Consider the following 8,842-nt stretch of genomic DNA (forward strand, 5'->3'; position numbering starts at 1 on the left):
GTCGTCATGAGTCGTGGTCTTGAGGAGTGCTGTCCAAACGTGATCCACCTTAGTATCTCCCCGATCCGCCACGAACCGGAACCCGCCAGTTGCCCCGGTCACCGTCAACGGGGGTAGCCGTAGGGGTAAACAGGTGGGCATATCCCCGCAAATTCCCCGGGGGTGACCTGCTTTTCCGAAATCTGTTGCCTCCATCACATGATTTGCTAAACTGTGCCCTGGTCCACCAAATCCACGGCACCCCTGTTCTCCGGAGAGCAGCGCAAACGCCTTGTGGTGGCAGCACAACTGCACACATCGGTTTTTGTCCGGGAGCACTTCACACAATTGTGGGGGGAGCCCGGCGGGAAAACCGCCAACATCATCGTGACAGCGTCACCTAAGCTGAAACATGACTCACCGTCATGTCGGAACTACGGTGGGCGTCACACTCATGGAAGTTCCTCACGACGGCTGACCCCTACACCGGGGCAAGGTCGACAACGAAGTCTGAAAGGTACACAGTGGCTACTGACAACACGGAAAAGGCCGTACTCAACTACCCCGGCGGCGAGTTCGAGATGGACATCATCAAGGCCACCGAGGGTAACGACGGTGTCGTTCTCGGCAAGATGCTCGCCGACACCGGCCTGGTCACCTACGACCCGGGCTATGTCTCCACCGGTTCCTGCGAGTCCGCCATCACCTACATCGACGGTGACAACGGCATCCTGCGCCACCGCGGCTACGACATCGCTGACCTGGCCGAGAACGCCACCTTCAACGAGGTCTCCTACCTCCTGATCAACGGTGAGCTGCCCACCACCGATGAGCTGCGCACGTTCTCCAACGAGATCCGCCACCACACCCTGCTGGACGAGGACTTCAAGTCCCAGTTCAACGTGTTCCCGCGTGACGCGCACCCGATGTCCGTGCTCGCCTCCTCCGTCAACATCCTCTCCACCTACTACCAGGACGAGCTGGATCCGCTGAACGAGGAGCACCAGCACAAGGCGACCGTCCGCCTCATGGCCAAGGTCCCGATGTTGGCCGCATACGCGTACCGCGCCTCCAAGGGTGCCCCGTACATGTACCCGGACAACTCCCTCAACGCGCGCGAGAACTTCCTGCGCATGATGTTCGGCTACCCGACCGAGCCTTACGAGATCGACGAGGTCATGGTCAAGGCTCTGGACAAGCTGCTCATCCTGCATGCTGACCACGAGCAGAACTGCTCCACCTCCACCGTCCGCATGATCGGCTCCGCACAGGCGAACATGTTCGTCTCCATCGCCGGCGGCATCAACGCCCTCTCCGGCCCGCTGCACGGCGGCGCCAACCAGGCAGTCCTTGAGATGCTCGAGGAGATCGACGCCAACGGCGGCGACGCCACCGACTTCATGAACCGCGTGAAGAACAAGGAGAAGGGTGTCCGCCTCATGGGCTTCGGACACCGCGTCTACCGCAACTACGACCCGCGTGCAGCCATCGTCAAGGAGACCGCACACGAGATCCTCGAGCACCTCGGTGGCGACCACCTGCTCGACCTCGCCATGAAGCTCGAGGAGATCGCACTCAACGACGAGTACTTCATCTCCCGCAAGCTGTACCCGAACGTCGACTTCTACACCGGCCTGATCTACCGCGCCATGGGCTTCCCGACGGACTTCTTCACTGTCCTGTTCGCCATCGGCCGCCTGCCGGGCTGGATCGCCCACTACCGCGAGCAGCTGGCGACCTCCACCAAGATCAACCGCCCGCGCCAGATCTACACCGGCAACACCCTGCGCACCGTCACCCCGCGTGAGGAGCGCTAGGACTAAAACGCTGTTGGTCCGCGCGTGAAATTACCGGGCACAACCCCACCTACTTATACTGGTGGGCGTTGTGCCCGGTTTTTCGTGAACCATTCACTTAAATAAGGAGTAATCCCCATGACCAAGCCCCAGATCGAAGCCCAGACCGGTCCCGCACCGGAAGAGCTCGTCGCGGTTGACCTCATCGTCGGTGAGGGCGAGGAGGCGCAGCCCGGTGGTCTCGTCGAGGTCCACTACGTCGGCGTCGACTTTGAGTCCGGCCAGGAGTTCGACTCCTCCTGGGACCGTGGCCAGTCCATCGAGTTCCCGCTCAACGGGCTCATCGCCGGCTGGCAGGAGGGTATCCCCGGCATGAAGGTTGGCGGCCGTCGCCAGCTGACCATTCCGCCGGAGTTGGCCTATGGCCCCGCCGGCGGCGGACACCCCCTTTCCGGCCGCACCCTGGTCTTCGTCATCGACCTGCTCAGCGTCGGATAGCTAGCGACCCAGATACGAACAACGCTCCGTCCCACCTGCGGGTGGGTCGGAGCGTTGTCGTCTGCTGGGTGACTACTGCCCCTGGGAGTCGCGCCAGGCGGCGGCGACGGCCTTGCTCACCGCGGGGGCCACGGACGGGTCGAGCGGGGAGGGGACGATGTGCTCGATATCGAGGTGTTCTTGCGCCACCTTCGCGATAGCCCGGGACGCCGCCAGCTTCATCAACGGGGTGATTTTGGTGGCCCCAGCTGCCAGCGCGCCGTGGAAGATTCCGGGGAAGGCGAGGACGTTGTTGATCTGGTTGGGCAGGTCGGAGCGTCCGGTGGCCACCACGGCGCCGTAGCGGTAGGCCAACTCGGGGTCGATCTCGGGGTTCGGGTTGGCCAGGGAGAACAGGATCGGCTGTGCAGACATCACCTGCAGCGCCGCTTCCGGGATGGAGCCGGCAGACAGACCGATGAAGCAGTCCGCGTTGGTGAAGGCGTCGACGACGCCGCCAGTGACCCCGCGGGGGTTGGTCGTATCCGCGAGTTCTTGCTTGACCGGGTTGAGGCCCTCCCGCCCGGCGTGGATGACACCGCGGGAATCGAGCATGATGATGTCGGTGACGCCGGCGTCGGCAAGAATCTTTTTACACGCCACACCGGCGGCGCCCGCCCCGGAGATGACCACCTTGAGGCCTGTCATGTCGCGCTCCAGCAGGCGGCAGGCGTTAGCCAGGGCGGCGAGGATGACAACGGCGGTGCCGTGCTGGTCATCGTGCATGACCGGCATGTCTAGCTCGTCGATGAGGCGGCGTTCGACCTCAAAGCAGCGGGGTGCGGAAATGTCCTCCAGGTTGATGGCTCCGAAGGAGGGGGCGATGGCTTTGATGACGTCGACGAGGCGGTCGGTGTCGGTTTCGTCCAGGACGATCGGGATGGCGTTGAGACCGGCGAAACGATCAAAGAGCTGGGCTTTGCCTTCCATGACGGGCAGGGAGGCGCGGGGGCCGATATCCCCGAGGCCGAGGACCGCGGTGCCGTCGGAAATGATGGCCACGGTGTGTCCGACGCCCGTGAACCTGTTTGCCAGCGCGGGATTGTCCGCAATGGCCGTGCACACGCGGGCGACACCGGGGGTGTAGCACAGCGAGAGGTCGCGCTGCGTTTTCAGCGGGCGCGCGGTGCGGATGGACAGTTTGCCACTTTCGTGGGCGGCGAAAATCTCATCATCGGATAGCTCCGCGATGTGATGGACGTGTGGATTTCGGACGTCAGTCATGGTTGTCAGTCTATTGCCAGCGAGCCCAAATCTCGGGTGTTCCACGCCAAGGTGTTTAGGGGCACAATGGTATCCATGACGCTCACCCTCAATGACGGTTCCGTAATACCCCAGATCGGCCTGGGCACCTGGCAGCTGACGGGGGAGGAGGGGTACCGGGTCATCCGCCTCGCGCTGGAAATGGGCTACCGGCACCTGGACACCGCCTCGGCCTATGGCAATGAGGAGATTGTGGGGCGCGCGGTGCGTGATGCCATCGCCGCCGGGGATGTCACCCGCGCGGAGCTGTTCATCACGTCAAAGGCGTGGCAGGACGAACAGGGTGCGACGCAGACGCCTCGTGCTTGCCGACGCTCCCTTGAGCGCCTCGGGCTCGACTACCTCGACCTTTATCTTGTGCACTGGCCGCACGCGGCGCAGGGCCGGTATGTGGAGGCCTATGAGGCGGTGGCGAAGGTGCAGGGCCTGGGCTTGGTGCAGTCGGTGGGGGTGGCGAATTTCTATGAGGAGGTGCTGCGCGAGGTTGTCGACAAGGTCGGGGTGGTGCCGGCGACGAATCAGGTGGAGCTACACCCGGGGTTTTCGCAGCGGCCGCTTCGTGAGTTGCACGCGGAGCTGGGCGTGACGACGGTCGCGTGGTCCCCGCTCGGTCGGGGCGCCTCGCTGCGGCATGAGGCGGTGGATGCGGTGGCCCGGGAGGTGGGCGCTACCCCGGCGCAGGTGGCGCTGGCGTGGGCGATGCACTTGGGGTGTGTGGTCATCCCGAAGTCAGCGCACCCCCGCCGCCTGGAGCAGAATCTGCGGGCGGGCACGTTCCCACTCAACCGGGAACAGGTGGCGAGGATCTGTGAACTCGACAACGCAGCGGGCGCGGGGCGGGTCTTCCAGGATCCGAGATCGTTCTGAGAGCAATGCGTGGTCAGACCGTAATGTGGGCCCTTGACCTGCAGTTATGGCGAAAATGGTGAAGATTGCGAAGGCTTGCTGGTGATCTGGGCCACGTTTGTGAAGATCGGCGAGTGTGTGAAGAGTCGGTTTGCAACGTTAGCTAATGGTGGCGAGTTCCCGGGCGGGGGTAGAGGTGCTACCAACGGAGATGCTGGTAGTGGCAGTTGCCGGGGGTGAGTGCGGGCACATATCGGGCCAATTGTGCCTGTTTGCTTCAACGTTGCAATGTGAGCCAGGTAACTTACATTTGCAGCACAGAGTGTGACTGCTTCCACAGGGCCTGAGTCCTGAGGTGGAAGTCACCGAAAGCTCGACTCCCCGGTGATTATTCCGGGGTCCGATATGAAAGAGAGAACACAGTGAGCGCGACTCCAGTTGTCCGACCGGATGGCCGGCGCGAGCCGACGTCCGAGGAATTCAAAGCGATGCAGGAGAGCCCGCAGTTCCAGGAACTGCGCTCGGTCTTCCGCAAGTTCGCCTTCCCCATGTCCGCCGCCTTCTTCGTCTGGTTCCTTGTGTACCTGCTCACGGCGACCTTTGCAGCGGACTGGATGGCAACCGAGGTCGGTGGTGGCTTTAACTACGGCATCATCTTCGGCCTGCTTCAGTTCTTCACCACGTTCCTGATCACCTGGATCTACGTGAAGTTCGCCAACAAGAACATCGAGCCGCGCACCGCCGCGATTCGCCAGGAAATGGAGGGCTAGGACCATGGACCTGACCTACCTTGCACAGGAAAACACCGGCAACCCGATCCTCAATATCGCGGTCTTCGTTGTGTTCATCGTCGTCACCATGACCGTGGTTATGCGTGCCGGCAAGACCACCTCTGAGGCATCCGACTTCTACACCGGTGGTGCTTCCTTCACCGGCACCCAGAACGGCCTCGCCATCGCAGGTGACTACCTCTCGGCAGCCTCCTTCCTCGGCATTGTCGGCTCTATCGCCCTCAACGGCTACGACGGCTTCCTTTACTCCATCGGCTTCTTCGTCGCCTGGCTGGTCGCCCTGCTGCTCGTCGCCGAGCCGCTGCGTAACGTCGGCCGCTTCACCATGGCTGACGTGCTCTCCTTCCGCCTGCGTCAGAAGCCGGTCCGTGTGGCCGCGGCTGTCGCCACCCTGGCGGTTTCCCTGTTCTACCTCATCGCCCAGATGGCCGGCGCCGGCTCCCTGGTCTCGGTCCTCCTGGATCTGCACGGCACCACCGAGCAGGCCATCGTCGTTGCCGTCGTCGGTGTCATCATGACCGCCTACGTGCTCATCGGCGGCATGAAGGGCACCACCTACGTCCAGATGATTAAGGCCGTCCTCCTCATCGGTGGTGTCGCCATCATGACGATCTGGACCTTCATCGCCATCCGCGGTGGCTTCAGCACCCTGTTCAACGAGGCTATTGCCGCTCACGCAGGTTCCGCCCGCATCGCCGAGGCCGGCTACGCCGCCGAGGACATCATGAAGCCGGGTCTGCGTTACGGCGGCTCCCTGACCAACCAGCTCGACTTCATCTCCCTGGGTCTGTCCCTGGTTCTGGGTACCGCTGGTCTGCCGCACGTTCTCATGCGCTTCTACACGGTTCCCACCGCCAAGGAAGCCCGTAAGTCCGTCACCTGGGCCATCGTCCTCATCGGTTCCTTCTACCTGTTCGCCATGGTTCTCGGCTACGGTGCTGCCGCTCTCGTCGGCCCGGACCGCATCCTGGCCGCTCCGGGTGGAGCCAACGCCGCCGCGCCGTTGCTGGCACTGGATCTCGGTGGCTCGATCTTCATGGCCCTGATCTCCGCTGTCGCGTTCGCTACGGTTCTCGCCGTCGTCGCCGGCCTGGCGATTACCGCTTCCGCTTCCGTTGCCCACGACGTCTACAACAACGTTCTCCGCGACGGTAAGGCCACTGAGGAAGAGACCGTCCGCATCTCCCGCATCACGGTTATCGTCCTGGGTATCATCTCCATCATCCTGGGCATCCTGGCCATGTCCCAGAACGTTGCGTTCCTGGTCTCCCTGGCCTTCGCTGTGGCAGCGTCCGCGAACGTCCCGACCATCCTGTTCTCCCTGTACTGGAAGCGCTTCAACACCGCTGGTGCCGTTGCCTCCATGTACACCGGTACGGTCTCGGCTCTGGTCCTGATCTTCTTCTCCCCGGCTGTCTCCGGAGCTCCGTCCGCTATGTTCGCGAACTCCGACTGGTCCTGGTTCCCGCTGACCAGCCCGGGTCTGGTCTCGATCCCGCTGGCCTTCGCCGCCGGTATCATCGCCACCCTGGCCACCAAGCCGGACAACCTGGATCACCTCCAGTCCGAGATGGAGGTCCGCTCCCTCACCGGTGTCGGTGTCGAGGCTCCGGTCGACCACTAGTCACCAACCCTGACGCTCACCCCCAAGCGCCGTCATCACGTTGAATCGTGGTGGCGGCGCTATCATATTCCAACGTGTCAGGAACCTTTGTGCGCACTGTCAGTGCGGTCGCCGTTGCGGCGCTGTTCGCGATCCCCGCGGTCGCTGTCGTCGGTCTACCCGACACCCCGCTTATCGACGCCGCGCCGGAACCCGCCGCGGTGACCCCCGCGGTCGTCGATAAGCAGGAAGTCAAGCCCGTCACCGTCTCCGGCCCGGACCTGGAATCCTTCGTGGAGAACTCCACCGGCTCGCAGGTGAGTTTCTACCGCATGTCCGACGGCTACCGCACAGGCACCGCCACGGAACGTTTCGCGCGCCCCGCGCTGAGCCTGATCAAGCTCTACATCGCCGAGTACGTCATCGAACACGGCACGCTGGAGGAGCAGTACCAGGCGATCACGATGATCAGCTCCTCGGATGACCGCGCGGCCAACGAGCTGTACCGGGCGTACCCGGAATCGATCGACGAGGTCGTGGACAAGTACGGGCTCGTCTCCACCCGCGCGGCGGACCGCTGGGGTTTTTCCGTCACCTCCAGCTATGACGCCGTGAACTTCATCGCCCAACTCATCGAGGACGATCCCACCCATCCGATCCTGGTGGCCATGGCGGAAGCGACCCCCGTCGCCGCCGACGGCTACGGCCAGGATTTCGGGACCTCGGTCCTGCCGGGGGTGATCGGCACCAAGTGGGGTTGGTCGGATCGGCGGGACCTACACTCCTCGGTGTCTTTCGGCGCGAACTACGTCGTCGCCGCCGCCGTGACCGGTACGGCAGAAGAGCTCAGCGACCTCGTCGAAAGGCAGCTTGCCGACGAGGTAGCCGAGGCCCAAGAGAACTAGAGACTGGACGACTTCAGCAGCGCGTCCAGCAACTGCGTCGCATGCTGGGGCGCCGGGTTCTGGGCCGGGGGAGCGGGCGGGGCGACCGGGGCGGCCTGGCCCGGGGTCCACTGGCCCCAGTCGCGGGCGTAGACGTTGTTGATGTCGACGGTGACGCCGTCGATTTTCCGCTGCTTGTTCTGCGGCAGCTGGTGGATCGTGGTGCGGGGGTGGATCTTCCCGCCGGAACCCCAGTCGTGCATCCAGAAGAAGGTGCCGATACCGTCCTGGATCGCCCAGTCAATGACGTGGTAGTTGCCGTACACGCCCGTCTGGTAGCCGGCGACGCGCAGAGCGGCCTGGAAAGCCTGCAGGTAGGGGCGGATCTGGTTGACGTACTGGGTACGGGTGGGGTTGTCGTCGATGGCGACGTAGATCGGGCGACCCGTCGGCCCCCCCGCTGCAACGTGCAGGGCGATGGCCTGCGGGGCGTGCACGGCAGCGCCCGCCGCACCCTGCAGCCAGTCGGCGGTGTCGGCGCGCCCGAACTGGTAGACCGACGCGGTCTGCAGGCCCTGCTGGGCCATGGCGCGGGTCTCTGCGAGGGTGACCGGCTTGCCGATCATCCAGTTTGCCCCCGGGCGGCGCTGTGAGACATAGCGGACCGCGCCCAGGTGGCCCGCTGCCTTGATGGAGGAGGCCTTCGGCACTCCGGCCGCGTAGTCGATGACGGTGCCCAGGATTGGGCCCTGAGCGGCCGCCTGCGGGGCGGTGACGGTGGCGGCGCCGATGGAGCCGGCGGCCAGGGCGAGGGCGGAAGCGCGGAGGAAACCGCGCCGGTTCATGGTGGACATGGGATCTCCCGGAGTTGTCACATTGTTAACATGGATAACAATAGCAACAGGTTGGGGTGGGGGCCATGTCAAATCCTGTCAGTGCGCGCGACAAAAAGTAGATCGCCGTGCAGGAGTGCCCGAAAACGGGCCTAGATAAGCCACTGCTGCACGGCGATCTACCTTGAAGCGAGGGTACCCCCCGATACCGGCTTTTGCCGACGACAGCGTGTCACCGGCAGTGGTGCCCCAGAGAGTGTCTGGGTGCAGGACTTAGTTGACAGTGCTGTTCTGGGGAAATGCCAGTGGT

General features: G+C 63.8%; 8 protein-coding genes. 6 read left to right on the forward strand and 2 right to left on the reverse strand.

Annotation, left to right across the window (positions count from 1 at the left end; all coding sequences use genetic code 11):
• The first annotated feature begins 503 nt into the window (after positions 1-503).
• Both Q4G50_RS14015 and fkpA read left to right on the forward strand, forming a co-directional pair.
• The gene (locus tag Q4G50_RS14015) at positions 504-1,796 is read left to right on the forward strand and encodes a citrate synthase (RefSeq protein ID WP_303378271.1); all 1,293 of its coding nucleotides are present in this window, start codon (positions 504-506) and stop codon (positions 1,794-1,796) included.
• Positions 1,797-1,913: 117 nt separating this feature from the next.
• Positions 1,914-2,273 (forward strand): FKBP-type peptidyl-prolyl cis-trans isomerase FkpA, encoded by a 360-nt coding sequence (gene fkpA / locus Q4G50_RS14020; RefSeq protein WP_303378272.1) that lies wholly within the window; start codon positions 1,914-1,916, stop codon positions 2,271-2,273.
• A gap of 72 nt (positions 2,274-2,345) precedes the next feature.
• Here the strand turns inward: fkpA and Q4G50_RS14025 are convergent, their stop codons facing one another.
• Entirely contained in the window at positions 2,346-3,536 is a 1,191-nt protein-coding gene (locus Q4G50_RS14025; protein ID WP_303378273.1) for an NADP-dependent malic enzyme, read from the reverse strand.
• A 75-nt stretch (positions 3,537-3,611) separates the two neighbouring features.
• Between Q4G50_RS14025 and Q4G50_RS14030 the strand changes: the two genes are divergently transcribed.
• The 4 genes from Q4G50_RS14030 (at position 3,612) to Q4G50_RS14045 (ending at position 7,720) form a co-directional block, all read left to right on the forward strand.
• A complete protein-coding gene (locus Q4G50_RS14030; RefSeq protein ID WP_303378274.1) occupies positions 3,612-4,442 on the forward strand; it encodes an aldo/keto reductase in 831 nt (276 codons plus the stop codon).
• 467 nt (positions 4,443-4,909) lie between these two features.
• Entirely contained in the window at positions 4,910-5,191 is a 282-nt protein-coding gene (locus tag Q4G50_RS14035; RefSeq protein WP_303378278.1) for a DUF485 domain-containing protein, read from the forward strand.
• A 4-nt stretch (positions 5,192-5,195) separates the two neighbouring features.
• Positions 5,196-6,836, forward strand: a complete 1,641-nt coding sequence (locus Q4G50_RS14040; protein ID WP_303378275.1) for a cation acetate symporter — start codon at positions 5,196-5,198, stop codon at positions 6,834-6,836.
• Between the two features lie 89 nt (positions 6,837-6,925).
• Complete coding sequence (locus Q4G50_RS14045; RefSeq protein WP_303378276.1) at positions 6,926-7,720, forward strand: hypothetical protein; 795 nt, start codon at positions 6,926-6,928, stop codon at positions 7,718-7,720.
• On the opposite strand, the gene Q4G50_RS14050 is transcribed toward Q4G50_RS14045, so the two are convergent.
• The gene (locus Q4G50_RS14050) at positions 7,717-8,553 is read right to left on the reverse strand and encodes a DUF1906 domain-containing protein (protein WP_303378277.1); all 837 of its coding nucleotides are present in this window, start codon (positions 8,551-8,553) and stop codon (positions 7,717-7,719) included. The two genes, Q4G50_RS14045 and Q4G50_RS14050, sit on opposite strands and share 4 nt — an antisense overlap.
• Positions 8,554-8,842: the final 289 nt, after the last annotated feature.

It is taken from the genome of Corynebacterium sp., assembly GCF_030538285.1.
In the GTDB taxonomy this organism is placed as follows: Bacteria; Actinomycetota; Actinomycetes; order Mycobacteriales; family Mycobacteriaceae; genus Corynebacterium.

Excerpts from the sequence above, each read along its gene's own strand:
- Q4G50_RS14030 (WP_303378274.1), top strand. The coding sequence starts at position 3,612 with ATGACGCTCACCCTCAATGACGGTTCCGTAATACCCCAGATCGGCCTG.
- Q4G50_RS14040 (WP_303378275.1), top strand. The coding sequence starts at position 5,196 with ATGGACCTGACCTACCTTGCACAGGAAAACACCGGCAACCCGATCCTC.
- Q4G50_RS14050 (WP_303378277.1), bottom strand. The coding sequence starts at position 8,553 with ATGTCCACCATGAACCGGCGCGGTTTCCTCCGCGCTTCCGCCCTCGCC.
- Q4G50_RS14035 (WP_303378278.1), top strand. The coding sequence starts at position 4,910 with ATGCAGGAGAGCCCGCAGTTCCAGGAACTGCGCTCGGTCTTCCGCAAG.
- fkpA (WP_303378272.1), top strand. The coding sequence starts at position 1,914 with ATGACCAAGCCCCAGATCGAAGCCCAGACCGGTCCCGCACCGGAAGAG.
- Q4G50_RS14025 (WP_303378273.1), bottom strand. The coding sequence starts at position 3,536 with ATGACTGACGTCCGAAATCCACACGTCCATCACATCGCGGAGCTATCC.